Source organism: Actinoplanes siamensis (genome assembly GCF_016862395.1).
In the GTDB taxonomy this organism is placed as follows: domain Bacteria; phylum Actinomycetota; class Actinomycetes; order Mycobacteriales; family Micromonosporaceae; genus Actinoplanes; species Actinoplanes siamensis.
Window position 1 is genome coordinate 1 of sequence record NZ_BOMW01000049.1, and the last position, 23,674, is coordinate 23,674.

Sequence of the window (23,674 nt, forward strand, 5' to 3'; positions counted from 1 at the left end):
TTACCCGCCGCCCGGCGCCCCGGCGGGTTACCCACCGGCCGGTGGCTACCCGCCGCCCGGTGCGCCCGCCGGTTACCCGCCGGCCGGTGGCTACCCGCCCGCCGGTTACCCGCCGCCCGGCGCGTACCCCGCCGGTTCCTACCCGGCCGCCGGCCAGTACGGCGCGCCCGGCTGGCCCCCGCCGCCGGCCTCCCCGGCCAGCCGCCGCCGCGGCGGTGTCCTGGCCGCCGTCATCGTCGCGGTCGTCGTCGTGATCGCCCTGCTCTGCGGCGCCAGCGTCTACAACCTGCAGCACCGCATCGACGACGAGACCAGCCGCTTCGACGAGGACCAGCCGTTCACGCTGCCCTCCGGCTTCCCGTTCCCCACGGTCCGGCCGAGCGACGCTCCGATCCCGGAGTCCACCGGCCCGGTGGCCGCCGGCGCCGCCGCCAAGGACATCTACGACCTGAACCAGGTCTGCGACGACAACACCTTCTTCCCGGACGCCCCGAAACGCGCCGGCAAGGCCCCGCACCCGGTGGTCCTGCTGATCAAGGACGGCCCGGAATCGGTCCGCTGGCAGAACCCGGTCTACTACCTGCGGGACGAGGGCACCGCCAAGTCCGACGAACAGACCTGGGCGCCGCGCAGCCCGGCGCAGGTGCAGTTGGCCGCGTGCCTGGACCGGACCGGCGCCGGCTCGAAGATCCGCTCCTGCAAGTACGACGACCCGGAGCCGGACACCGTCACGCTGTACCGCGCGACCTGGCGGCTGCGGGTCTACGAGGTCGCCACGCACAAGCTGCTGCTGGAGAAGAAGCTCGACGGCGACGAGACCACCTGCCCGTACTCCGTGCTGGTCGGCGACGACAAGAAGATCTACGCCAAGGTGAGCGACCACGTCTCGGTCACCAGCCTGCGGAACCTGGTCAAGAAATAGCCGAGTGACCTGCCCGTCGCCGCGCCGTTGGTCTCACCGTGACGGACGGGACACAGCGGCGGCGATGGGCCGGTCGCCTGCGCAATCTGGACCCGGCGCCGGTTCCGCAACCGCGGCCGGCGCCCTCGGCGGCGGCCGGCCCCGGCGACGGCCTGGTCGAGCGCACCGCGATGCGGGCCCGGCTGCGGGAACGGCTGCGCGCCGGGGACGTCGCCCTGCACGGCATCGGCGGCATCGGCAAGACCACCCTGGCCCGTCAGGTCGCCCGCGACCTGGGCGACGAGTTCCCCGGCGGCGTGCTGTGGGCGGCGGTCGGCCAGGAGACCACCGGCCCGGCGCTCGCCGCCCTGATCACCGGCCTGCTCGACCGTCTCACCGGGGACCGCCCGGGGGTGGTCACCCCGGCCCGGGCGGGACAGTTGCTCGCCGCCGAACTGCGGCGCCGCCCGCCGACCCTGCTGATCGTCGACGACGTGTGGACGCGTGAACAGCTCGGCCCGTTCCTGGGCGGCGGCCGCCTGCTGATCACGACCCGGGTGAGCGGCCTGCTCCCCGCCGAGATCCCCAGCGTCCACGTCGGCGCGATGACCCACGACGAGGCGACCGCGCTGCTCACCCGGGACCTGCCCGGCCTCCCACTGCCCGACCGCACCGCGCTGCACGCGCTGACCGGCCGTTGGCCGCTTCTCACCGCGATCGCCAACGGGATCCTCCGCGGCGGAACGGCCGCCCACCAGCTGATCGACCGGCTCGGCGCGGACGGCTGGGTGGCGCTCGACCTGACCGTGCCGGGGGAACGGGAGCGGGCCGTCGACGCGTTCGTCACGGCGGCGCTGGACCCGTTGCCCGACCCGGAGCGGCGGCGTTACCTGGAGTTGGGGATCTTTCCGCAGGGCGGGAGAATCCCGGAGGCCGTCCTGGGGTCGCTGTGGGCGGCGGCCGGCGGCTTGTCCTCCGCGGAAACCGGCGACTTGTGTACGGCGTTCGCCCGGCTCGGCCTCGTGGAGCGGGAACGGGGTGCTCTGCGCCTGTCCGACGTGCTCCGGGCGTACCTCCGCAATCGCCTCCCGGACCACGAGATCGCTCAAGTGAACCGCTCCCTGGTGGAGGCCGTCCGGCCGCGCGACGGCGCACCGTGGTGGACGCTGTCGCCATCGGACCGCTACCTCTGGCGTCACCTGGCCTTCCACCTGCGCGAAGCGCGGTGGTGGGATGAGCTGTTCGCGACAGTGACGCAGGTGCGGCGGCTGGCTGTGCAGATCTCGCTGCTCGGGGTCGCCGCGGCGGTCGCCGACCTGGCCGGGATGCCGGATCCGCGGGCGGCCGCCCTGTGCGCCCGGCTGTCCCGGGGCGCGCATCTGTTGCACTCGATCGATCCCGCGGAGTCCCTGACCGACGTGCTGCTCTCCCGGCTCGCCGGGGCGCCCGAACTGGCCGCCGAGGTCGCCGCGTTCGCGGCCGAGCGGCGGTCCCGTGCCGGCCTGACCGCCCGATGGCCACTTCCGGACGTCGGGCCGGACAGCCTCCTCCGGGTGATCACCGGGGATTCCGGATGGCTGGACCGCGTGGCGATCTCCCCGAACGCCGACTGGATCGCCACCTCGGGCGGCGACACCGGCGTGATCACCCTGCACGACTGGACTCAGGGAACCGTGCTGGCCCGCCTCACCGGGCACATCGGCGCGGTGAAAGCACTGGTGGCGACGCATGACGGAGCGATGATCGCGTCGGCCGGGGCGGACGGGACGCTGCGGCTGTGGGACGTCCGCAGACGTCAGGAACGCACCCTGTGGGCGGTCGACGGGGAGATCCTCGGCTGCGCGGCGGCACCCTCCAGCCACCGGATCGCCGCGGTGAGTGCGAGCGGGGAACTGATCGTTCTCGACGTCGCGGGGAACTGGCGGATCCTCGGGCACCGGGGCAGCGAGAAGCTCGTCGGCTGCGCGTTCCTGGACGACGACCGGGTGCTGACGATCACCGAGGACGGCGCGGTGGCCGGGCACGAGCTGCGCATCGGGCGGCGCAAGACGTTCGTGGCGGCGGGACGGGCCCCGGTCACCGGGTTCGCGGTCGGTGCCGAATGGGTGGCGGTGGGTGGGGCGGACGGGGAGATCCGGGTGCATCCGCTGCGCGGCGGCGGGACGCCGGTGACTCTCGGTGGGCATCGCGGGTGTGTCAGCGCGATGGCGGCCTCCGGCGACCGGATCATCTCGGGCGCCGAGGACGGCACGGTGCGGATCTTCGATCGGTACGGCGCCGAGGTGGCGGCGGTGCGGGCGCATCCGAGCTGGGTCACCGGCTGCGTCGTGGGCCCGGACCGGCGCACGCTGATCACGGCGGGCAGTGACGGGACGATCCGGTTCTGGGATCTGCCGCGGCTGGTGCAGGAAACGGTGGGCGGGCCGGTCGACTGGGTGAACAGTTGCGCCGTTTCCGGTTCCGCGCTGGTCAGCGGTGGCGAGGACGGGGCGGTCAGGTGCTGGCGCAACGGTGCCGGGACGGCGATCTGGAGCGGCGAGTGGCCGGTCCGGCGCTGCGTCGTCGGGCCGGATGGATCCTGGATCGTTGCGGCGCGGGACGACAGCACTGTCGTTCTGCGGCATGCGGATCAGGTGTGGGAGGCGGAGGTGCTGCCGGGGGCGTCCGGGTGTGCGGCCTCGGCGGAGCTCTTCGCGGCCTGGGGTGAGCAGGGGGAGCTGACGGTCCGGTCCGTGCCGGACGGGGAGAGTTTCCGCACGGTGCATGAGCGGCCGATCCGGGCGGCCGCCTTCCTGCCGCACCATCGGCTGGTCTTCGCGGACGATGCGGGATTGCATCTCTGGCACTACCGGAAGGGCCGGGTTCGCCCGGTCGGGTCCATGCGCGGCGCCCTGGCGATCCAGGTCGTCGGCCCGGCTCCGGCGGGCGCGGCCGGCCGGCCGGCGGCCGAGGGCCGGGGCGCGTTCGCGGTGCTGCGCGAAGGCGCGTGGGGGCAGGCGTGCGGGGCGCTGCGGGACAGCGCGCGTCGGCAGGGACTCGGATTGCTTCGCGGTGGACGCGGGAGCCGGATAGCGGTGATCGGGGCCTTCGGCGTCTCCCTCTTCGAGGCCCGCGGCCTGCGTCCGATCGCCACCGCGGACTTTCCGGACGGCCCGGTGAGCCACGGCGCGGTCTCCCCCGACGGGCAGTGGCTGGCCACCACGACCAGGACCGGCGAACTGCGAATCCGGCCGCTCGGCGCAACCGCGCCCCGCATGTCCACATTGTCCGGCGTGCGGCAAGCGGTCCTGCGCGGTGGCAGGGCCCTCCCGGCGGCCTCGCGCGCCGCGTCTCCCGGCGGCGCGCCGGGCTGGCAGCCGGTGGCCGCGATGCGGGTGGACGGCGCGCTCTTCGAGTGTGCCTGGGCGCCCGACGGTCCCGACCTCTACGCCGCCGGACGCCGCGGGATCTACGCGTTCACCTTCCGCCCGCCAGGGCCGACTCCGGCACAGCGGGGTCCCGCTCCCGGCGACGGGTGACAGCGGGACCGGCCTGCGCGCCGACCAGGGCGATCCCGGTCACCGCCGCACCGGCCAGGACCGCTGGGAGCCGGTGAGCTCCGACAACGCCTCGTCGAAGATCTCGTGGTGGCGGGCGACGTCGTCCAGGGTCGTCGCCGGGCACATCAGCGCCATGTTGTGGAACGGGGTCAGCAGCACCCCTCGGCTCGCCAGGTAGACGTGCAGGAAGTCCTCCAGCTCGGCATCGGCGCTCGCCGCCGACTCGGTGCCGTTGCGAGGGGCGGGATCGGCGAACCTGTACTCCACCCGGGCGCCCAGCCGGCTCACCGACCACGGAACGCCGTACGCCGAAATGATCTTCTGAATTCCGTCGGCGAACGCCGACGCCGTCGTGATCATGGTGGCGAACGCGCCCTCGGTCAGCACCTCCTCCAGCGTCGCCCGGGTCGCGGCCATCGACACCGGGTTGCCGGCCAGCGTGCCGCCCACACCGCCCATGTCGACCAGGTCGAGGTCCGCGCGCCCGGTCAGCGCGTCGGCCAGTTCCGCGGAAAGTCCGTAGGCTCCGACCGGCACGCCGCCGCCGATCGCCTTGCCGATGGTCAGCACGTCCGGCGCGAGATCCCAGAAGCGGGTCGCGCCACCCGGGCCGGCGGAGAACGTGTGCGTCTCGTCGTTGATCAGGTAAGTGCCGTATTTCCTGGTCAGCTCGCGGACACCGGTCAGGTAGCCGGGCTCGGGCAGCACGATGCCGATGTTGGTCAGCGCCGGCTCCATCAGCACCGCGGCGACGTCGCCGTGCGCCAGTTCGCGCTCCAGCATGGCCAGATCGTTGAACTCGGCGACCCGGCTGGTCTCGGTCACGTCGACCGGCGCGCCGACGTTGCCCTCCCGGCTGCGGCCGTGCCCGCCGGGACCGACGACGATCAGCGACTCATCCACCGAGCCGTGGTAGCAATAGCTGTTGACCAGCACCTTCGGCCGGCCGGTGACCGCGCGCAGCAGCCGGATCGCCCACCGGTTCGCGTCGGTCGCGGTCAGCGCGAAGCTCCAGAACGGCAGCCCGAACCGGCTCGCCAGCTCGGCGCCGACCACCGCGGCGTCCTCGGTCGGCAGCATCGTCGTGGCGCCGCCCAGCTCACCGAGCCGTCTGGTCACCGCGGCGACCACCGCGGCGGGGGAATGGCCGGCCATCGCACCTGTGTCACCGAGACAGAAGTCGATGAACTCGTTGCCGTCGAGGTCGGTGAGGCGGTTGCCCCTGGCGGTCCTGAGGTACACCGGGAAGCCGGCCGCGGTCTTGTTCATCCACGTCATCGGGACGCGCCCGAAGAGATGATCGGCGCGACCGTAGGCCGCCGCCGAGCGCGGGTGACGCTCGGCGAAGGCGGCCCGCTCACGCTCGGCCAGCCTGCTGAGTTTTCCGCGATCGACGCCGGATTCCGTTGCCATGCGGCGAAGTTACCAGCCGAATCCTCGCCGGGAGACCTACGCGAGGTGGATTTCCGCGGCGACTCCGAAGTGGTCGGACAGGTGCGCACGTCGCCCGCCGGGCAGGACCACCTCGTCCTGGAGGACCAGATCGGCGTGCTCCGCGGCGCACCCGCGCGTAAGGATGTGATCGAATGCCGGCGGATTCGGCCATTGCGGCAACGGGCGATATGTCGGTCGCGGGTCACCGGCCATCGCGTCGGCCAGCCCGGCGCTCCGGCGGAAGTCCACGAGCGCCACCGAGTCCCGCGGCAGGTTCAGGTCACCGGTCACCACCACCGGACGTGACCGGTCGATCGCCGCCAGCTCAGCCGCCAGCACCTCCAGCTCGGCGCGTGCCACCGAGCTGAACCGGTTGCCCGGCGACCAGTCGTCGTCGCGGTTCGCCGACAGGTGCGTGTTCATCACGACCAGGTCGCCGATCTCCGCGATCAGCACGCCCTTGCGCATCAGGAACTCCGGCCGCGGCGGCCCGCTCATCGGGAACCGGACGAACCGCGGGCGCCGGACGGGCAGACGGGAGAGAAGGACAAGACCGCCTTTGAGTACGACGGCGCCCGCGCACGCCGAATGCGGAAAATGCCGCCGGAGCAGGCGCGCGGTGCTGCGGTACAACACCTCCTGGAGACAGGCGATGTCGACGTCGGACTCCCGCAGGACCCGGCCGAGCGCCCGCAGCCGTGGCCGGACGTCCCCGGTGAACAGGGCGTTGAAGGTCAGCAGGCGCATCCGGCGAGACTACCGGTCAGCCCTCGGCCGCCCGCAGCACCGTGACCGCCCCGTCCCGTCCCGCTGTCACGAAGAGCCGCAGGCCGTCCCGGGACAGCGCCACCACCCGTGGACTGTCGCCGACCTCGATCGTGGCCGTCACCTTCCGGGTCTGGAGATCGAGTACCGACAGGGTGTCCGAGCCCTCGTTCACGACGTAGGCGTGCACGCCGTCCGGCGAGACGATCACCGCCTGCGGCAGCTTGCCGACCTGGTAACGCCTGGTCAGCTTGAGGGTCCTGGTGTCGTACGACTCGACGGTGTTGACGTCGTAGTTGGTGACCACGACGGTCCTGCCGTCCGGCGTCACCGCCACGCTGTGCGGCGACCGGCCGACCGAGAGGTTGGCCAGCACCTTCAGCGTCCTGGTGTCGATCACCGACATCTTGTTGGATTCGTGATCAGAGGTGAAGGCGCGGGTGCCGTCCGGTGTGAAGTCGATCCAGTGCGGGTTCGGCGGGACGCTGATCTGCGACCGCCTGGCCAGCGTCGCCCCGTCGTAGATCTCGACCCGGGCCCCGTTGTGGATCGGCAGCCAGACCCGCCCGTCCGGCGCCACCGCCGGCTCGAAGGGCCGCGGCCCGGTCTTCACCGAGGTGATCACGCTCCGGCTGGCGGTGTCGATGACGGCCATCGCGTTGGCGCTGAAGTCGTCCTCGAACATCGACACGTAGAGCCGGGCGCCGTCCCGCGACAGCGCCAGGAAACGCGGTGTGTTCGGCACCGCGAGCGGGGTGGCCTTCCCGCTGCCCGCGTCGATGAAGAACACCTGCCTGGCACCCTGGTCCGCGACGTAGACGGTCCGGCTGTCCGGTGAGACGGCCACTCCTTCCGGCTCCCGCCCGACCCCCTCGATCGTGTCCACCACGACCGGGACGGCCAGGCTCGCCGGAATCGCGGCGGTCGGCTCGGTCGGGATCGCCGACGCCGCGGTCCCGGGATTCCCGGGCTGCGCCCGGCTCTGTGTGACGGCCGGCGCCGTCCCGGCGTCGCTCTTTCCCTTCCCGGAGGTGTACCTGATGCCCAGATAACCCGCGGCCGCCAGGATGAGCGCGAGAAGCAGAATCCCGGCGACCCGCAGGCGCCGCCGGTTCCCCGGCGGATTGGTGGCGTACGCGGTCGGGCTGTTCCCGCCGGGCGGCTGTCCCCAACTGGGGGAGGCCGGCCATCCCGCGGGCGAGGTCGGCCACGCGGGGTTCGCCACGCCCCCGGAAGCGGCGTTGCCTCCGCCGCCCGGTCCGCCCGGCGCGATCACCGGGCCGCCGCTCGACGGCCGGTCACCGGCGTCCGGGGCCGGACCCGGCCATCCGCTTGGCTCAGCCACTGCTCCTGGCCAGCCGTCCTGGCCCGTCGCCGCCCCGGGCCACCCGCCGGCCCCGGGCGTACCGGCCAGCCCGGCGCCTCCGGTGCCGGCAGTCCGGTTGTCCGGCATGGTCCAACCGGCTTGCCCGGTCGCCCCCGCCAGCTCGGCGGTGTCGCTCGTGCCGGCGGTGGCGGCCGCATCGCTGCCGGTCGGCGGCGTGGGCCAGCCGCCGGTTGCCGCCGCGGCGGAACCCGCTTCCCAGGGCAGCGCGGATCGGCCTCCGGGTCCGGGCTGGGCCCCGCGGTCGTGCGGGTCCCCGCGGTCGTGCTGATCACCTGGATCCCGCTGTTCCCCGCCGTCCTGCTCGCTTTCGTGGTCGTGCCGACTTCCCTGATCCTGCTGGTTTGCGGATCGCTGCCGGCTCGCGGATACCTGGGTGGCGAGCCAGCCTCCGACGAATCCTCCCGGGGCGGCCGTCCCCTCCTGGTTCGTGCTGCTGTCCGCGGAGGACGCGGGTTGCGGATGTCCCGCACCGCTGGCTTCGTCGGTGCTCGCGACGGGCCCGGGGGTCGGCGCGGCCGCGGGGATCGGCGACGTGGGCCAGGGACCCAGACTTTCCGCGCGGGTGGACGGTTCCGCCGGGGAGCCCGGCCAGATGCTGGCCGTCTGGACCCCGGTCCCGGCGGGTGGTTCGTCTCGGACCTCGACATCTTTTGCGGTCCGGGGATCCGCCTCGCCTTCTGCCGCAGCCGCGGAGTGCTCGCCCATGTCGGGGTCGCCCGGTGTCCGCTGTTCCGCCGGGGTTGCGGGGTCCGCTGTCCGCTGCCCGACCGAGGTGGCTGGGGCGGCCGTCTGCTGTTCGACCGGGATGGCTGGTTCGGGTATCCGCTGTCCGGGCTCGGTCGCCGGCTGATCGGCCTGCTGATCCGGCGCGACCGCGGGCGGAGCGGGTCGGCCGGCTTCGGGAGAGGGGAGCCACCAGGCGCCGCTCGGCGGGGACGGATCCTCGGCGGGCGGGGAGCCAGGTGTCGCTCCTGGCCGTTGGGGCGCGCCCGACCACGGGCCGTGCGGGGTCTGGACCGTCGGTTCCTCGCCGGGCGCCGGCGGCGCTGGAGCAACCTGCGGCGGTTGACCTCGCTGAGCGGGCGCGGCTGCGGCCTGCGCGGGTTGCCAAGGGGAAGCGCCGGGCCCGGCGGAGTCGGGCCCGTCGGCACCGGGCGCGGTGGCACCCGGCGAGGCGGCGCCTGGTCCGCCGGCACCGGGCGCGGTGGCAGCCGGCGTGGTGGCACCTGGCCTAATGATGCCCGGCACGGCGGCACTCGGTCCGGAGCCTCCCGTCTCGAAAGTGCCAGGCCACGGGACCGGTGGGACGGATGCCGGGACGCCGGAGGCCGGGGCGTCCGGCCAGGGGTCGACGGGTGTGCTCAGCTGGGGCGGGGCGGGCCAGGAACCGGTGGGGGCGCCCGACGTGGGCTGCCCCGGCTGGACCCCGGGCCAGTGGGGCTGGGGGCCGGTGGGCGCACCGGGCCAGACGTGCCGGCCGGCTGCGGGACTGTCCTGCCGGACGTCGTGCGGGCTGCCGGTGGGTGAGCCGGGGCCGGGCTGGTCCGGGCTCGCCGCGGGTGGCGCGGGAACCGGGGGCTGGGCGTCGTTTCCGCTGTACCACCGCGGTGGTGGCGCAGGCAGCACCCGAGGCGGCGTGAGCTGGGGAGACGACGGCTGGGCGGACGCCGGCGGAGGAGGCGACGGCTGCGGCCACGACGGCTGGGAAGGTGGCGGCTGAGGGGAGGACGGCAGGGGCGGGGGAGCGGCCGGGGAAGGGGCGGCGTCGACGTAGTCGTCGGAGACCTCGCCGGTGACCGGGAGGCGGGCGGCGCCGGCCGGGCCCTCGACGGTGACCGTGCCGGCCAGGCGGCCGACCGTGGGGAACCAGGAGATGCGCAGGTGGTCGCCGTCCAGCTTGGCGTGTACCCCGTCGCCTGATGTGGTGACCTGCGAGCTGGCGATCAGTGGGGGACCGATGAGCTGGACCCGTACCGTCAGTTGCCGGGTCCCCGGGGAGACCCGGCCGAAGTCGACAGCGGGCTCGGCCAGGCGCAGCGACGTGCGGCGCAGCGCCGCGGAAGCGGCGGCGGCGACCCGGTCGTTGCCGGTGGCCATGCGGCCCAGCGTGGCCCGCGCCTGCGCGGCCTGCTGGAGATCGGCGCCGGCCGCGGCCGCGGCCAGCTCGGCGATGGCGGCCATCTGGTCGCTGCCGGGTTTGCGGACCCTGGAGATGTACGGCTGCCGGCCGGAGCCGAAGACCCAGTGGCGCACGGTCGGGTCGCGCTGGCGCAGATGGTCCAGGACCTCGTCGATGCCGGTGTAGCCGTCGCGGTCGCGGTCGGCGGCGCCGCCGCGGATGCCGTCGGCGAGCAGGCCGGCGAAGGTGGGGGGCTCCGGGCGGGCCGCTGCCGTGATCACCACCCGGCTGCGGGCCTCGGCGGCTCGGGCGGCCGGGAAGTAGGCGCCGGCGTCGACCGGGCCGCCGGTACGGCCGTCGAGGATGATCATGACCTGGCCGGCCTGGCTGCGGTGGATGAGCGCGTCGAGCCTGGTCACGTCGACAGCGGTGTCGGCCGGGCGCTGCATCACCGTGTCCGGGGTGGCCAGGTAGAGGCCGCCGCCGGGGCCGGTGAGCAGGATGCCGCGGAAGTAGACCAGCAGCGTGTCGGCGCCGGTGCGGCCGTCGCACAACGCCTGCAGGCGCTGGTAGACGTCCCACGTCTCCGGGTCCTGGAGGAACTCCACGTCGAAGCCGCCCAGACCGGGATCGCCCAGCGCGGCGGCGAGGGACCGCACGTCCGCCGATGGCACCGCGTATCTGCGCAGGACCGTGTCGTCGTGGTGTTCGACGGTCACCACGACCGCCAGCCGTCGCCCGCTCATCGCATCACCCTTGGTCCATGGTGCGACGTTCGGAGCCGAGCCGGAACCCCTGGAAGATTACGAACTGTCCGCGTTCGATGACCTTCCGCTGTTGATCTTTGTCGGGTCCCGGCCGTTGTGCGGCGATCCAGCAGGTCCCATGTGGTCTTGCGCGGAACTGGCGGCGGGGACGCCCCGGTGTGCCGAACTCACCGGATCCGGTGTCCGGGATCCGTCAGCCCGAGCCGGCGGCGCCGGAAACCGTCACGGACCGGGCCGGAGCCGGGGATCAGACGGTGACGTCCAGGGCGCGGCCGAACGGGAGTTCCTTCTTGGCCTGCGCGGTCTGCGCCTCCGCGACCGCGGCGCTCTCGGCCTGCACGGCCACCGCGGCCACCTTGCCGGCGGTGACGGTCCGCACGCCCTCGATCCGGGCCACCTCGGCCTCGGCGGCGGCGACCGCGGCCCGGTCCGAGGTGATGGTCTGCGCGTCCGCCTGCACGGGGATGAGGTCCGCGGCGAGCTGGCGGCGGGACGTCTGCAGACGCGCCCAGGCGGCGTGGTTGTCGGACGAAGCGGTGGCGGTGATCGCGGTCATCGTGACCCCCTGGAGAACATACTGGCAACCGGACAGCCCCTCACATCGGCGGGGGCGCTCCTGACCTGCAACTATTTCCGGAGGATTTTGCGGGCCCGGCCGCGCGGAGAAGGCCGGGCCCGGTCGGTCAGCCTGCCGGGGTGGCCAGCTCGCGGGCCTTCGCCGGCCAGCTGGCCAGGCTCGCCGAGCCGCGCATGCCGGCCGCGGCGATCGCCTGCTTGAGGTCTGCCGCGTCGGCGTCGGCCAGTTTGGCGTACGTGGTGATGCCGGCCGCGGCGAGGGCCATCGCGACCTTCGGGCCGATGCCCGGGATCCTGGTCAGGTCGTCCGGCTCCTGGACCGGGGCCGGGGCGGGCTCGTCAACCGGCACCGGCTCGATGATCGGGGACGACTCCTCGGCGTCCTCGGCGATCGGCTCGTCGATGAACTCCTCGGGCTCGGGGGCGGCGACGGGTTCGGCGGCGGCGACCGGTTCGGGGGCGGCGACCGGCTCAGGGGCGGTGACCGGTTCGGGGGCGGCGACCGGCTCAGGAGTAACCGCGATCGGCTCGGTGACATCCTCCGAGGAGGACGCCGGCTCCGCGGCAGCCGGCGGCTCGGCCACCGCGGCCGCCGGAACACCGGCGGAGGAGGTGGACGGGGAAGCGGTCTCGCTCGCGGCAGCCGGCGCAGCCGTCGCGGAGGCCGGTTCGACCCCACCGCGGCGACCACGAATGAACCATCCGGCTATCAGGCCGATCACGAGCCCGACCAGAACGTACAGAATTTCTGCCATATCGGGCCTCCGGGCAGGAGATGAGGGTGCATGTGGTAGCGGGCAGCTTCGCACATCACCTTCAGTAGCCACGAGCAGGGTCCACATGCCGGTGCGCCAGGTACGTCACAGCCCACAGGACGATCCCGACCACCAGCAGCATCCCGGCCACCCGGTAGTCCGCCGCGGCCCGTCCACTGAGCGGGCTGGCCACGAACGCGCAGGCCGCCGCGCCGAGCACCGGGATCGCCGGGGGCGCCCGGAAATGCCGGTGCGGCACCCGGTCCCGCCGCAGCACCAGCACCGCCACGTTGACCACAGTGAACACGCAGAGCAGCAGGAGAGCGGTGGTCCCGCCCAGCGCCGTCAGGTCCGCGAACCGGATCAGCCCGAAGGCGACCACTGTGGTGAGGACGAGAAACGCGGTGGTCACCCTCCGAGATGAAGGGTGACCACCGCGGCAATCAAAACCGACTTGTTACGGTACGGCCGGGTACTGCGTCACGTACACCGGGACGCCGATCTTCGTGGTGTCGGCCGGGTCCCCCACGCCGTTGACGACGTGGTCGATCGTGCCGGCGGCCAGGTTGACGGTCATGATGTGGTGCAACTTCACGCCGGGCGTCCGCGGGGCCTCGAACCCGTTCTCGGTGTGGATCGACGGGTTGTTCTGGTTGAAGACGTAGACGCCCGCGCCGTACAGCTCATGGGTCTTGACCTTGGCCCCGACCTTGTAGCCGGCGTAACCCTCGACCGAGCCGTTCATCCAGTCCGCCTGCGTCGGCGGGTCGTACGGCAGCTCGTTCTGGTACAGCACGGTCTTGCCCCGGTTGCCGTTCCAGACGGTGTTGTACTTCTGGAAGTGCTCGACGAACAGACCGGTCGCCGTCACGTCGTCACCGTTGATGACGGCGCCGTACGTGCCGATGTTGGTGTTCCACCGCTCGGTGTCGCCGCCGGTGAAGCCCTCGACACCGTGGTCCGCGCGCCAGACCCAGGTGTGGTCGATCAGCACGTCGTCGCTGTTGACCTCGAGCGCCGTGCCGGTCTTGCCGACGTGCGGGCCGCCGACGCGGAAGTACACGTCCTGCAGCGTGGTCGGGTTGCTCGGCGTGGTGAGGCCGAGGCCGTGGGTGCGGCCGACGCGCAGCAGCGCTGACGACTTCTGCGTGCCGGCGTCGATGGTGACGCCCGCGACGACCACGCCGGGCACGTCCTCGATCTGCAGCGGGGTGGAGCCCTTGACCGCGGTCAGCGTGGCGTGGCCCAGGCCCAGCACCACGGTGTTCGGCCGCCACACGTCGATGCTGCGGTCGATGTCGTAGAGACCCGGCGTGAACAGCAGGTTCTTGCCGAGGGCCAGGGCCAGGTTGATCTTCGCGGCGGAGTCGCCCGGCTTCGCGACGTAGAAGTCGGAGAGCGGGACGTTGCGGCCGGCCGAGCCCCAGGTGACACCGGCGGTGTCGCGCTGCGCGGCCGGGACGCGGACCTGCCACTTGCCGTTGGCGTCGACGAACACGTACGGCTTTTCCCGGCTGACCGGGGTCTTGTCCAGCGTGGTGTACGGCGGGTTCGGGAACGCCGAGTCGTCGGGAGCGCCGACGACGCCGGAGAACACCTGGTTCCAGACGCCGTTCGACCAGCTCGCCACCTCGCTGTTGCGGGTCAGCCACTGCTGCTGCGAGCCGTTCGTGGTGGCCGGCAGCTTGCTGTCGGCGATGAAGCCGCCGGACGCGTACTGCGGGCCGGCCGTGCAGTAGTCCATCAGCGACAGCCCGCCGTTGGCGAACTGCACCCGGCGCAGCGAGACGGCCTGCGAGACGGCCCAGAAGTTCGCCGTCGACCGGCAGCCGTCCTGCCCGGTCCCGTTGATGTTGACGGTCAGGTTGCCCACCGTCCGCCAGAAGTTGACCAGGGCCAGGCAGTTGCCGGTGCCCCCGTTCTCCAGGCAGCGGTTGTAGACCTCGACCTTGCCGTTGATCACCACGTCGCCCGGGTTCGCACCCAGGCCGGCGAGCTCGGTGTAGTAACCGACCTTGATCTGCAGCGGGTGGTCGGCGGTGCCGTAGGTGCCCGGCTTGAACAGGAACGCGTACCGGTCGGTGCCCATCTCGTTGTCGACCTGCTTGGCGTTCGCGGCGTCCAGGGTGGCCTGGATCTCGCTGACCGGCTGGCTCGGGTCGAAGACGGTGACGTTCTTGCCCAGATCGGGCGAATTGGTTTTGGAATGCGCGGCGGCCGGCGCGGCCTGCGCCGTCACCGCCGTCAGGGCCAAGCCGAGCGCGAACGCTCCGGCGGTGGTCCGGCGCAGGGTGGCGCGCCGGCGAATGGTCGTCATGCGAAGGAGCCCCTTCCGAAACAAGATCGCAATGATCCAGGTCACGGAAGCAATCGGCCCGCCCCATGTCAAGAGGCGTCCCAGCGCATACACCCGCCAATGCGGGCAAGCTGCCCAGGTTCCGGAACCAGAATCCGGAACCGGTACCGGAATCGCTTACGGAATCGCCCTGGCGAACACGACGATGTTGCTCCGGTAGCTGCCGCGCGCCCGGTCGAACGAGCCGCCGCAGGTGATCAGCCGCAACGACGGCGTGGGGGTGGGACCGTAGACCTCGTCGCCCGGGAACGCCTTCTTGAGGTAACTCGCCACCTTGGTGACGGTGAAGCGGGCGGTGGTGCGGTCCGAGCGCAGTACCACGACGACGTCGCCGGCCGTGAGCTCCCGCAGCCGGAAGAAGACCGCCGGCCCGTCCCGCGCGGTGTCCACATGACCGACGATGATCGCCGGGCCCGGCTCGCCCGGCGTCGGCGAGCCCTGATACCAGCCGGCCGGGGCGTCCGAGCGCAGCGGCGGCACGTCGAGCGTGCCGTCCCGGCGCAGACCGATAGCGGTCACCGGGGTGCTCACCCCGATCGCGGAGATCTCCAGCCGGGCCGGCGCGGAGCGCCGCAGACCCTTCCCGGCGGACCTGGCAGGCTTGGCGCTGGGACTCGGCGCGGGGACGTTCTCCCAGGCCAGCGCCTCGGTCTGCGGGGGCGGCGGCAGCGCGTCGTCGGTGAGTAGCCCGAGCACCAGAACGGTGCCGCCGAGAACGGCGAGGACCAGGGAGAATGCCGCGGCGCGCGGATTGCGGATCCGGAGGTCCATGATGGTGTACGGACTCAGCGCCGCGCCGTGCGGCTGACCGCGAACCGCGCCGTCACCGCCGCGGCCACCAGCAGGAACGCCCCGGCCACCAGCAGCGACGTCCGCCGGCCGGGGAGCCCGCTGCCGCCCCCGGCGTCGACCCCGCCCGCCGGGATGCGTCCGGTGGTCGACCGGGGTGACGCCTTCGACGGCGAGGCGGCCGCCACCGCCGCCGGATCGTTCCCGGACGCCGCCGGCCGTGTCGTCCTCGGCGACAGCGTCCCGGACGCCGCCGGTCCTGTCGTCTTCGGCGACAGCGTCCCCGGCGAGGCCGGCCCGGTGACCGGCGGCAGCGTCTCGGTGGTGGTCGCGGTGGTTCCCGGACCCGCCGCCGTGCCGGACCCGCGGTTGCTGTCGCAGAACGACAACGTCAACGCCAGCAGGATCAACAGCAGCACCACCGCGGCCAGCGCGACCGCCCAGGTGCGCCGCTGGGGCGCTGCGTGTTCGGCCATGGTCGTGACCTCCCCGGGTGCGCCGGCCGGGCGGTCCGGGATCTGTCGTTCGTGGATCCCGCCGGCCGCTCGCTTCGATGGCCGTCAAGTACCCAGACAGTACGGTCTTCAATTCCCCCGGGGCTGCCCTCCGCTCCTGTCCGGTCGCCGACACCACCCCTTCGAACCCTCGCCCGGCGCGTTCCCGCTGCTCATCGCACTGTCTCAGGAAAGGCGGATCACCCGTCCGGGGAGTGCGCCCCGGGCGCCCGGCACGACCGCGCGCCGTGGTCGATCGAGAGGCCCGACTCGCCGGTGGCCGGTCGCATGCACCTGCCGCGGCTAGAGCAGCACGGCCTGGGCGACGATCGCGGCCAGGATCACGACGGCCAGGGTGGCCAGCAGCAACGGGTGGGTGAGCAGGCCGGTGGCGTGCCGGGCCGCCGGTCGCTTGTCGGGGACCTGCGCGCCGGTCCCGAAGGCGGACAGAGCCTCGCCGACCGCGTCCGGCCCGTTGCCCCGGAACGTGGCCGAGCCGCCGTCCACCGGCGGCATGCTGTAGTCGATGTGCTCCGCCGCCGGCACCGGCACCGCCCCGTCCCGGAACCCGGCGCCCGCGCCGCCGGTCGACCCCGTGCCCGCGCCGCCGGTCAGCGCCGCGGGGAAGGTCGCGCCGGCGGCCGCGCTCGATGTCGCGAAGATCTCCGCGGACTCCGGATCGTCCGGCGCGACCGTGTGCGGCCCCGGCACCAGCGGCCCGGACGGCGCCGCCGCGGGGAAGTACCCGCCCAGCCCGGCGGCCGGCGGCAGCGCCGCCGCGCCGGGCTGGAGGTGGTCGGTCCACTGCTGCCCGTCCCACCAGCGGATCGCGGGCAGGCCGCTCGGGTCGGCATACCAGCCGGCAGGCTGCGCGGCGCTCGTCATCGGTGCGGTCCTCGTTTCCGCTGCGGTCCAGCAACGGCCCACACCATCGGACCGTCCCGCCCGACCCTTAGACAACCGCTCGGTGACCAGCATCGCCCGCGCCCGGGAGCACTCCGGGACCCGAACGCCGAGCGGGAGCCGGGGGTGGGGTGCCTCGTGTGCCGAGGCACCCCAGGTCGCCGAGGACCGGCTTCCTGCCGGAGGGACGGTCAGGACTTGGTGATCACCACGTTGTCGACAGCGGCCTCGACCAGCGACGCCGTTCCGGTGTCGGCGGCCTCCACCTGCAGGCGGATCGTCTGGCCGGCGTACGCGGACAGGTTCGCGGCCGCCGCCGTCCACGCCGCGGCCTTGTTCGCCGCCGCCGCGCTCACCGTGAGCAGCGTCGTGGTCGTACCGCCGGAGACGACGCGGACGCGCAGGTAGTCGGCGCTCGTCGCGTTGTTCAGGTACGCCAGGTACCAGGACAGGTTCAGCGTCAGTGTGCCGGTGGGCAGGCTGATCTGTGGCGAGGTCAGCGTCGTGACGCCGCCGTCCAGGTCGTTGGCGCCCGCGCTGGCACCCGCCGCGGCGCCGGTGACCAGGGCGTACGTGCCGCCGGCGGCGGTGCCGAGCTGGGTGGTGACGCCGGAGCTGCTGGTGGCCTCCGGGTCGCCGCGCTCGAACCGGCCGGACGTGGCGGTGTCGGCGGCGCCGGCCGTCCAGCCCTTGGCGGTCTCGAAGTCGTCAGACCAGACCGTCGAGCCGGTCGGCGGGGGAGTGGTGCCGCCGTCGGCCAGGGTCCAGACCGCGTACGCGATGGCGTCCGAGTTGCGGTCCAGCGCGGTGTCGTTGATGTTCGCGGTGGTGTCGCAGGACGCGTGATAGCAGGGGTCGAACCGGGTGGCGGTGCCGCCCCAGAGCGCCACCTGCGCGGAGGTCTTGGTGCCCTCGGCGCCGGTGAAGATGCCGCCGGCCGGGATGCCCGCGGCGATGAACGGGCCGTAGTCGCTGCGGCCGTCGAAGTCGGTGCCGCGAGTCGGGACGCCTATCGACGTGAAGTAGGCGGCCAGGGTCTGTTCGATCTGCGCGGAGCCGGCCGGGCCGGGACCCGATCCGGTGTTGTCCGAGTTGTCGCCGTCGTACAGGAAGTATCCGGGGTTGGGGGATCCGACCATGTCGAAGTTCAGATAGCCGCCGATGGCCGCCTTCTGCGCGTTGGACAGCGAGTTGACGTACGCGGTGGACCCGCGCAACCCCAGTTCCTCCGCACCCCACCAGCCGAACCGCAGGTGCCGCGCGGGCTGGAAGCCGGAGCGGGCGACCTGCAGCGCGACCTCGAGGTTCGCCGCCGAGCCGGAGCCGTTGTCGTTGATCCCCGGGCCGGCCGTGACGCTGTCCAGGTGCGCGCCGATCATCAGGGTGTCGCTGGTGTCGCCGCCGGGCCAGTCGGCGATCAGGTTGTACCCGGTCGCCCCGTTGTAGGTGAAGCTCTGCTGGGTCGTGGTGAAGCCGGCCGCGTCCAGCAGGTTCTTCACGTAGGTGACCGAGGCCAGGTAGCCGGGCCGGCCGTGTGCCCGGTTGCCGCCGTTGGCGGTGGCGATGCTCTGCAGCTGGGCGAGATGGGCCTTGACGTTCGCCACCGGTATGTCCGGGGTGGCGGCCGCGCCCTGGGCGGGAGCGGCGGCCAGGCCGGCGATCAGCACGGCGGCGCCGAGGACGGGAATTGCTCGCACGGGATGTCCCTTCGGTAAAGAGGCATCGACGAGCATGACATTTGTCATGGGCGCACAGGTCATATCAATAACTACCTATTCCCGGAGCCGACCCGTCCGGAAAATTCGCCGTGATGGTTGTGTCACATGTCCATCTCTGGATTACTAGGCTGCGAAGATCGCCCGCGCCCGCCGCGGCGAAAAGGGCGAATCGACAACGGAAGGCAAGGGATGCGGAAAATTCTGGCGGCCACCATTGCCGCCTCGGTCGGCCTGCTGGTCGGCGCCGGTACGATCCCGGTCGCCGCCGCGGCTGCGGGCAGCCATGACAGCGCCGGCTACACCCCACCAGCCATCAACTGGGGCACCTGCACCCGGGCGAGCCTCAAGGCCCGTAACGCCCAGTGCGGTTTCCTGGTCGTCCCGCTGGACTACGCGAAGCCGAGCGGCACCAAGATCAAGATCGCGGTGTCCCGGATCAACCACAAGTCGACCGCCGCCCGATACCAGGGCGTCATGCTCACCAACCCGGGCGGCCCCGGCGGTTCCGGCCTCGGCCTGCCGGTGATCGGCGAGTCGGTCCCGAACGGCGCCGGCGACTTCTACGACTGGATCGGCTTCGACCCGCGCGGCGTCGGCTCCAGCGTGCCCGCCCTCTCCTGCGACGTGAACTACGCCGGCTACAACCGGCCGGACTACGTGCCGTTCACCAAGTCGCTGGAGAAGGCCTGGCTGAAGAAGGCCACCGACTACGCGAAGAAGTGCGACAAGGCCGGCGGCGCGCTGCTCGACCACGTCAAGACCACCGACTCGGTGGCCGACATGGAGAGCCTGCGCAAGGCGCTGGGCGCCAATCAGATCAACTACTACGGCTTCTCGTACGGCACGTACCTGGGCCAGGTCTACGCGACGCTGCACCCCGACAAGATCCGCCGCGCGGTCTTCGACGGCGTGGTGGACCCGACCCGCGTCTGGTACAACGCCAACCTCGACCAGGACATCCAGTTCGACAAGAACATGGACGTCTACTTCGGCTGGATCGCCAGGTACGACTCGGTCTACCACCTCGGCACGACAGCCGGGTCGGTGAAGGCGAAGTACTACGCGACGCTGGCCGAGCTGCGCAAGAAGCCGGCGGCTGGCAAGATCGGGCCGGACGAGTGGAACGACCTCTTCGTCTCCGCCGGTTACTACGTCTACGGCTGGCAGGACGTCGCCGACGCGTTCGCCGCCTGGGTGAACGAGAAGGACGCCACCCTGCTGCTGGCCAACTACGCCGAGCCGGGCGCTCCCGGCGCGGACAACAACTACGCGATGTACCTGGCCACCCAGTGCAGCGACGTGCAGTGGCCGACGGCCTGGTCCAAGTGGCTGCGGGACAACTGGAAGATCTACGCCAAGCACCCGTTCATGGCCTGGAACAACGCGTGGTACAACGTGCCCTGCATCAACTGGGGCGCCAAGCCGGGCAAGCCGGTGCAGATCAACGGCGCCAAGGCGCCCGCCTTCCTGCTGATCAGTGAGACGAAGGACGCGGCGACGCCGTACTCCGGCGCTCTCGAGGTCCGCAAGCGCTTCGCGAGGTCGGTGCTGATCGAGGGCGTCGGCGGCACCACGCACGCCGGCTCGCTCAACGGCGTGGCCTGCACGGACGACACCATCGCGGACTACCTGGCGACCGGTGCCCTGCCCACGCGGGTGAACGGCAACCGGTCCGACAAGCAGTGCGCGCCGGTTCCGCAGCCGGACCCGACCGCGGCCTCGGCCCTGCGGGCCAAGGTGGCCGGCACCGCCCGCGCGGCGCTCCAGGAGTCCGGAGCCCTGCGCTGAGACGCCTGGGGTCCGGGCGGCGACGCCCGGACCCCACCCCGCGTCACCCGGCCGCGGCTCTCTTCGCCAGCTGGATCTGCTCGTAGACGCGGGTCCGCAGCTCCACGAACCTCGGATCGGCCCGGGTGCGCAGCTGGTCCCGCTCGGCCGGCAGGTCCACCACCAGCTCGTCCTGCACCACTGTCGGCGACGACGACAGCATCACCACGCGGCGGCCCAGGTACACCGCCTCGTCGATGTCGTGGGTCACGAACAGCACCGTCACCTCGAGCCGCTGCCACAGCGACCGGACCAGATCCTCCAGATCTGCCCTGGTTTGCGCGTCGACGGCCGCGAACGGCTCGTCCATCAGCAGCGTCTCCGGCTCGTAGGCGACCGCCCGGGCGATCGCCACCCGCTGCTGCATGCCGCCGGAGAGCTGCCACGGGTACGCCGACGCGGCGCCGCTGAGCCCGACCGCGTCCAGCGCCGTGTCGACCAGTTGCCGGCGGCGGGACCGGTCCACTTTCTTCTGCTTGAGCGGCAACTCGACGTTGTCGCGCACGTTCATCCAGGGGAACAGGCTCCGGCCGTACTCCTGGAACACCACGGCCATGCCCGGCGGCGGCCCGGTGATCGGCCTGCCACCCACCCTGACCTCCCCGGAGGTCGGCATGAGCAGGCCGGAGACGCAGCGCAGCAGCGTGGTCTTGCCGCAGCCGGACGGGCCGACCAGGCAGACCAGGTCGCCGTTGTCGACGGTGAAGGTGAGGTCGCGCAGCGCCTCCACCTCCCGGCCACCGGACGAGTAGACCTTCCGCAGGCCCTTCACTTCGAGCATCCTGGCCCTCCTAACCGGCCCGGCGCCGCGTCGCGCGCAGCCCCTCGTACCACCGCAGCGCCCACCGTTCGGCGAGGCGGAACACCAGCGAGAGCGCGAAGCCGAGCAGGCCGAGCAGGATGATCCCGCTCCACATCTCCGGGATCGCGAAGCTGCGCTGGAACTGCACGACGGCGAAGCCCAGGCCGTTGCTGGACGCGAACATCTCGCTGATCACCATCAGGATGATCGCGATGGAGAGGGCCTGGCGCAGACCGGCCGCGATCTGTGGGGAGGCCGACGGCAGGATCACCCGGGTGAGCCGGGCCGGGCCGGTCACGCCGTAGGCCCGGGCGGTGTCCAGCACCACGCTGTCGACGGCGCGCACCCCCTCCACCGTGTTGAGCAGGATCGGCCAGACGCAGCCGAACACGATCACGATCACCTTCATGCCGTCGCCGATCCCGGCGAACAGCATGATCACCGGCACCAGCACCGGCGGCGGGATGGCCCGGAAGAACTCCAGGACCGGTTCCAGGACCGCGCGCAGCCGCCGGTTGAGGCCGACCGCCACGCCCAGGCCGACGCCGATCAGGGCGGCCACCAGGAAGCCGGCGAGCAGGCGGAGCAGGCTGGGCGCCACGTCGGCGCGCAGCCGCTCCGGCTGCCAGGTGTCGGCGAACGCCGTGAGGATCTGCCGCAGCGGCGGCGCGTAGAAGCTGGCGCTGCCGTCGCTCAGGAGGAACCAGCCGGCGAAGAGCAGGACCGGAAGGGCGACGGCGGAACCGATCTTCTTGAGTACGTCCATCAGACCGTCACCTCGCCGCGGACGGACTGGTGCCAGGCGAGCAGGCGGCGCTCGCCGGTCCGGGTCAACAGGTTGATCACCACGCCGAGGGCGCCGGTCACCACGATCAGCGCGTACATGGTCGCCACCGCGTCGGAGTTCTGCGCGGTCGCGATCTCCTTGCCCAGGCCGGGCGCGCCGATCACCAGCTCGGCGGTGACCGTCAGGACCAGGGCGACCGAGGCGGCCAGGCGGAAACCGGTGAAGACGTACGGCAGCGCGGTCGGCCACAGGACGTGGCGCACCCGGCCCCACGCGGAGAACCGGAAGCTGCGCGCGGTCTCCTCGGCGACCGGGTCGACGTCCGCCACCCCGTACAGCACCTGAACCAGGACCTGCCAGAACGCGGCGTAGCAGACGAGCAGCAGGGTGGAGCCCAGCTGGGTGCCGTAGAGCAGCACGGCGAGCGGGATCAGCGCCACCGACGGGATCGGCCGCAGGAACTCCACAGTGGAGGCGGTCAGCGCGCGCAGCAGCGGCACCGAGCCGATCACCAGACCGGCGAGCACCCCGGCCACCACCGCGACGACCAGGCCGATCGCCCAGGCGTACAGGGTCTCGCCGAGCGAGTGCCAGAACGTGGAGGTGCTCACCTCGTCGGCGAGCGCGGCCGCGATCCGGCTGGTGGGTGGCAGGAACCGGTCGTTCACCAGGCGCAGCCGCGGCAGCAGTTCGACGATGAGCAGCAACCCGGCCAACCCGGCGAGGCCGGGCCGGGCCGGGTTGCCACCACGGCGTGCGGAGGTCACGGCAGGAGCTTGCCCAGGTCCGGGGCGCTGGCGAAGATGCCGTCCTGGGTGCCGAGGTCGGCGACGGTCTGCACGGACGCCTTGTTGATCTCGGTGGGCCACTTGGGCAGCACCACGGCGGCGCGGGTCTTGTCGTCGATCTTGGTGTACGCGGTGAGGATCTGGCGGACCTCGTCCGGGTGGGCGTCGGCGTAGGTCATCGACTCGTTCATGGCCTCGGTGAAGCGCTTGACCACGTCGGGCTTGTCGGCGATCAGCTTCTGCGCGGTGAAGTACGCCGCGATGGTCAGGTCCGGCGCCGCGTCCACGAAGGTGGAGGCCACCTCCCGGCCACCGGCCGCCTTGATCGAGGAGAGCTGCGGCTCGACCACCCAGGCGGCGTCGATCTGCCCGCCCTCCAGCGCGGCCTGCATGGTCGGGAACGGCATCTCGACGAAGTCGATGCTCTTGTCGTCGCCGCCGGCCTTGCGCACCGAGTTGCGGGTCGCGGTGTCCCCGATGTTCTTCAGCGTGTTCACCGAGATCTTCTTGCCGGCCAGGTCCTTCGCGGTCTTGATCGGGCTGCCGCCCTTGACCACCACGGCGCCGAAGTCCTTGCCCTGCTCGCCGGTCGACGAGACGCCGGCCGCGACCACCTTGACCGGCACGTTCTTGGTCTGCGCCACCATCAGCGAGGTCAGGTTGGAGAAGCCGAACTGGAACTGGCCGCTGACCACACCCGGCACGATCGCCGCGCCGCCCTGGCCGGCCTCCAGCTTGAGCTCGATGTCGCGCGACTTGAAGAAGCCCTTCGACTGTCCCAGATAGATGGGGGCGACGTCGATGATCGGGATGATTCCGACCGTCACGTTGTCCACGCCGCCGGACGAGGTGCCGGAGCCGCCCGAGTCCTTGTCCGAACCGCAGGCCGCGACCGTGCTGGCCACCAGCGCCAGTGTCAGGCCCGCGATCAAACGCCGCCGCATATCTGTTCCTCCGTAAAGGTTGT

18 protein-coding genes are annotated in these 23,674 nt (G+C 72.3%); 3 read left to right on the forward strand and 15 right to left on the reverse strand.

The features are described 5' to 3' along the window. Both Asi03nite_RS24505 and Asi03nite_RS24510 read left to right on the forward strand, forming a co-directional pair. A partial coding sequence (locus Asi03nite_RS24505; protein WP_203682801.1) for a hypothetical protein occupies nt 1–922 on the forward strand: 922 nt, incomplete at its 5' end. A 38-nt stretch (nt 923–960) separates the two neighbouring features. After that, nucleotides 961–4,419: an NB-ARC domain-containing protein gene (locus Asi03nite_RS24510; RefSeq protein ID WP_203682802.1), complete on the forward strand. Its 3,459-nt coding sequence runs from the start codon at nt 961–963 to the stop codon at nt 4,417–4,419. A gap of 39 nt (nt 4,420–4,458) precedes the next feature. On the opposite strand, the gene Asi03nite_RS24515 is transcribed toward Asi03nite_RS24510, so the two are convergent. The 11 genes from Asi03nite_RS24515 to Asi03nite_RS24565 all read right to left on the reverse strand — a co-directional run bounded on the left by Asi03nite_RS24515 (nt 4,459) and on the right by Asi03nite_RS24565 (nt 18,482). Beyond that, entirely contained in the window at nt 4,459–5,853 is a 1,395-nt protein-coding gene (locus Asi03nite_RS24515; RefSeq protein WP_203682803.1) for a transaminase, read from the reverse strand. Nucleotides 5,854–5,889: 36 nt separating this feature from the next. Continuing rightward, nucleotides 5,890–6,621, reverse strand: a complete 732-nt coding sequence (locus Asi03nite_RS24520; protein ID WP_203682804.1) for an endonuclease/exonuclease/phosphatase family protein — start codon at nt 6,619–6,621, stop codon at nt 5,890–5,892. Nucleotides 6,622–6,637: 16 nt separating this feature from the next. Then, complete coding sequence (locus Asi03nite_RS24525) at nt 6,638–10,891, reverse strand: beta-propeller fold lactonase family protein (RefSeq protein ID WP_203682805.1); 4,254 nt, start codon at nt 10,889–10,891, stop codon at nt 6,638–6,640. A gap of 268 nt (nt 10,892–11,159) precedes the next feature. Beyond that, the gene (locus tag Asi03nite_RS24530; protein WP_203682806.1) at nt 11,160–11,468 is read right to left on the reverse strand and encodes a hypothetical protein; all 309 of its coding nucleotides are present in this window, start codon (nt 11,466–11,468) and stop codon (nt 11,160–11,162) included. 127 nt (nt 11,469–11,595) lie between these two features. Beyond that, nucleotides 11,596–12,243, reverse strand: a complete 648-nt coding sequence (locus tag Asi03nite_RS24535; protein WP_203682807.1) for a DUF4332 domain-containing protein — start codon at nt 12,241–12,243, stop codon at nt 11,596–11,598. A 61-nt stretch (nt 12,244–12,304) separates the two neighbouring features. Then, nucleotides 12,305–12,655 (reverse strand): hypothetical protein, encoded by a 351-nt coding sequence (locus Asi03nite_RS24540; RefSeq protein WP_203682808.1) that lies wholly within the window; start codon nt 12,653–12,655, stop codon nt 12,305–12,307. A 45-nt stretch (nt 12,656–12,700) separates the two neighbouring features. Further along, complete coding sequence (locus Asi03nite_RS24545) at nt 12,701–14,560, reverse strand: pectate lyase-like domain-containing protein (protein ID WP_203682809.1); 1,860 nt, start codon at nt 14,558–14,560, stop codon at nt 12,701–12,703. A 156-nt stretch (nt 14,561–14,716) separates the two neighbouring features. Then, nucleotides 14,717–15,370, reverse strand: coding sequence for a class F sortase (locus Asi03nite_RS24550; protein WP_203682810.1), 654 nt, complete (start codon nt 15,368–15,370; stop codon nt 14,717–14,719). Between the two features lie 14 nt (nt 15,371–15,384). Then, complete coding sequence (locus Asi03nite_RS24555) at nt 15,385–15,864, reverse strand: hypothetical protein (protein ID WP_203682811.1); 480 nt, start codon at nt 15,862–15,864, stop codon at nt 15,385–15,387. Between the two features lie 321 nt (nt 15,865–16,185). Then, a complete protein-coding gene (locus Asi03nite_RS24560) occupies nt 16,186–16,767 on the reverse strand; it encodes a DUF2510 domain-containing protein (protein WP_203682812.1) in 582 nt (193 codons plus the stop codon). A gap of 209 nt (nt 16,768–16,976) precedes the next feature. Continuing rightward, nucleotides 16,977–18,482, reverse strand: a complete 1,506-nt coding sequence (locus Asi03nite_RS24565; protein WP_373872158.1) for a M28 family metallopeptidase — start codon at nt 18,480–18,482, stop codon at nt 16,977–16,979. A 210-nt stretch (nt 18,483–18,692) separates the two neighbouring features. Here Asi03nite_RS24565 and Asi03nite_RS24570 point away from each other — a divergent pair, with 210 nt between their 5' ends. Next, nucleotides 18,693–20,291 (forward strand): alpha/beta hydrolase, encoded by a 1,599-nt coding sequence (locus tag Asi03nite_RS24570; protein ID WP_203682814.1) that lies wholly within the window; start codon nt 18,693–18,695, stop codon nt 20,289–20,291. Between the two features lie 43 nt (nt 20,292–20,334). Here Asi03nite_RS24570 and Asi03nite_RS24575 read toward each other — a convergent pair whose 3' ends face one another. The 4 genes from Asi03nite_RS24575 to Asi03nite_RS24590 are packed head-to-tail and all read right to left on the reverse strand — an operon-like array spanning nt 20,335 to nt 23,651. Then, a complete protein-coding gene (locus tag Asi03nite_RS24575) occupies nt 20,335–21,111 on the reverse strand; it encodes an ABC transporter ATP-binding protein (RefSeq protein ID WP_203682815.1) in 777 nt (258 codons plus the stop codon). Nucleotides 21,112–21,121: 10 nt separating this feature from the next. Then, nucleotides 21,122–21,898 carry an ABC transporter permease gene (locus Asi03nite_RS24580; protein WP_203682816.1) on the reverse strand — a complete coding sequence of 259 codons (777 nt, stop codon included), beginning with the start codon at nt 21,896–21,898 and terminating at the stop codon, nt 21,122–21,124. Next, entirely contained in the window at nt 21,898–22,686 is a 789-nt protein-coding gene (locus Asi03nite_RS24585; protein ID WP_203682817.1) for an ABC transporter permease, read from the reverse strand. The genes Asi03nite_RS24580 and Asi03nite_RS24585 overlap by 1 nt, the downstream gene beginning before the upstream one ends. Continuing rightward, nucleotides 22,683–23,651: an ABC transporter substrate-binding protein gene (locus Asi03nite_RS24590; protein WP_203682818.1), complete on the reverse strand. Its 969-nt coding sequence runs from the start codon at nt 23,649–23,651 to the stop codon at nt 22,683–22,685. The genes Asi03nite_RS24585 and Asi03nite_RS24590 overlap by 4 nt, the downstream gene beginning before the upstream one ends. Nucleotides 23,652–23,674 lie beyond the last annotated feature (23 nt).

Bases quoted from the DNA above. Each gene is read 5' to 3' on its own strand.
- Asi03nite_RS24515 (WP_203682803.1), bottom strand. From the start codon at position 5,853: ATGGCAACGGAATCCGGCGTCGATCGCGGAAAACTCAGCAGGCTGGCC.
- Asi03nite_RS24520 (WP_203682804.1), bottom strand. From the start codon at position 6,621: ATGCGCCTGCTGACCTTCAACGCCCTGTTCACCGGGGACGTCCGGCCA.
- Asi03nite_RS24525 (WP_203682805.1), bottom strand. From the start codon at position 10,891: ATGAGCGGGCGACGGCTGGCGGTCGTGGTGACCGTCGAACACCACGAC.
- Asi03nite_RS24530 (WP_203682806.1), bottom strand. From the start codon at position 11,468: ATGACCGCGATCACCGCCACCGCTTCGTCCGACAACCACGCCGCCTGG.
- Asi03nite_RS24535 (WP_203682807.1), bottom strand. From the start codon at position 12,243: ATGGCAGAAATTCTGTACGTTCTGGTCGGGCTCGTGATCGGCCTGATA.
- Asi03nite_RS24545 (WP_203682809.1), bottom strand. From the start codon at position 14,560: ATGACGACCATTCGCCGGCGCGCCACCCTGCGCCGGACCACCGCCGGA.
- Asi03nite_RS24550 (WP_203682810.1), bottom strand. From the start codon at position 15,370: ATGGACCTCCGGATCCGCAATCCGCGCGCCGCGGCATTCTCCCTGGTC.
- Asi03nite_RS24555 (WP_203682811.1), bottom strand. From the start codon at position 15,864: ATGGCCGAACACGCAGCGCCCCAGCGGCGCACCTGGGCGGTCGCGCTG.
- Asi03nite_RS24560 (WP_203682812.1), bottom strand. From the start codon at position 16,767: ATGACGAGCGCCGCGCAGCCTGCCGGCTGGTATGCCGACCCGAGCGGC.
- Asi03nite_RS24570 (WP_203682814.1), top strand. From the start codon at position 18,693: ATGCGGAAAATTCTGGCGGCCACCATTGCCGCCTCGGTCGGCCTGCTG.
- Asi03nite_RS24575 (WP_203682815.1), bottom strand. From the start codon at position 21,111: ATGCTCGAAGTGAAGGGCCTGCGGAAGGTCTACTCGTCCGGTGGCCGG.
- Asi03nite_RS24580 (WP_203682816.1), bottom strand. From the start codon at position 21,898: ATGGACGTACTCAAGAAGATCGGTTCCGCCGTCGCCCTTCCGGTCCTG.
- Asi03nite_RS24590 (WP_203682818.1), bottom strand. From the start codon at position 23,651: ATGCGGCGGCGTTTGATCGCGGGCCTGACACTGGCGCTGGTGGCCAGC.